The sequence below is a fragment of the Pseudomonas sp. NPDC088429 genome, assembly GCF_044753305.1.
Lineage (GTDB): Bacteria > Pseudomonadota > Gammaproteobacteria > Pseudomonadales > Pseudomonadaceae > Aquipseudomonas > Aquipseudomonas rustica.
In genome coordinates, this window is record NZ_JBIVMX010000152.1 from 1032 (window position 1) to 2333 (window position 1302).

At 62.4% G+C, this 1302-nt stretch carries 2 protein-coding genes; both read right to left on the reverse strand.

Features of this window, described 5'->3' with window-relative positions:
• Nucleotides 1-689 (reverse strand): glycerophosphodiester phosphodiesterase (locus tag ACIP66_RS28540; RefSeq protein ID WP_400652624.1); only part of this gene is annotated, 689 nt, incomplete at its 3' end.
• A gap of 14 nt (nt 690-703) precedes the next feature.
• The gene (locus ACIP66_RS28545; RefSeq protein ID WP_400652627.1) at nt 704-1285 is read right to left on the reverse strand and encodes a PilZ domain-containing protein; all 582 of its coding nucleotides are present in this window, start codon (nt 1283-1285) and stop codon (nt 704-706) included.
• Nucleotides 1286-1302 lie beyond the last annotated feature (17 nt).

Consider the following 1302-nt stretch of genomic DNA (forward strand, 5'->3'; position numbering starts at 1 on the left):
GGAAAGTCTGTAATCAGGCTGTCAACGCCGAAGTCGGCGAGTCTGCGCATCAGCGCAGGCTCGTTGACGGTCCACACCGACACATGCAGCCCCTGACGCTGCGCCTTCTGCAGGCGTTCCGGCGTACACAGCGTCCAGTTCAGCGCAAGAATCTCGCAGCCGTAACTAGCCGCGACCTTCAACGGGTCGAGCCAGGCGTATTCGGCGACCAGTCCGCGCGACACGTCCGGCACCAGATCCAGCGCCGCTTTCAGCACTTCCCGCGAACTCGAGGTGATCGTCACCTTATCGAGCAGGCCGTGGCGCTGGGCCATTTCACGAATCGCCAGCACCGTGGTTGCGGCGCGCGTGCGTGAAGCGCTTTTCACTTCGAGCTGCCAGTGCTCGAAATCACATTGCTCGAACAACTCTTCCAGCGTCGGAATCGGGCATGGCTTGATCCAGCCCGGGCCACCCTTGCGCGCGTCGTAAGTCACCAGCTCGGCGGCGGTGTGCTCGACGACTTTGCCGCGCCGATCCGTGGTGCGCTTGAGCGTCGGGTCGTGGATGACCATCAACTCGCCGTCCTTGGACAGGTGCAGATCGAGTTCGCAACGGCGCACGCCGTGCTTGAGACATTCCTGAAAGCTGCTCAGGGTGTTTTCCGGTGCTTCGCCCTTGGCGCCGCGGTGGCCGTAGATGAGGGTCACGGTTCTTCCTTAAATTAAATGCCTGATTCGTTCTGTTCGCGGGCCAGACGTCGTTCCTGGGCCTGCTTCTGCAAGATATAGCGGGCGAGCAATTGGCGCTGGGCATCGGTCAAGTGTTCGAACTCGGTGCCGACGTCGAATCCGTTGCCCTTGGGGTCGCAATGGGTGACGCGGGCGCGCAGCAGCAGCCCCAGCGCTTGCGGCATCAGCACCAGTTTCACCGACACGTGGGCACCAGCGGCGATTGGTGTCGGGTGCTGAAAGTCGATCCCGCCTTCGGAAATGATCACCGGTTGCGGCTCGCCGATCTGGCCGAGCACGGTCAGGGCGACCACCTGGCTGAGCAGGTCGATGCGTTTGTTCTGGGATTTCAGGAACGCGGCGATGGCGCGGTCGCGCTCGCTGATCTGGCGCAACAAGTGCTGCGACTCGAATTCGCTCAGGTGCAGTTCGCTGAGCAGGTTGAACAGCGGGGAAGCATCCTGCAACACTTCCTGGCCTGCGGCTTCGGGAGCGGACAGGGGCCGAATTTCCAGGGCGATCGTGTCCTCGATAGGGTAGTATTCGCGGCGATCGGCGTGATCGCATGTCGACATGGCGACCCGCTGGTAGC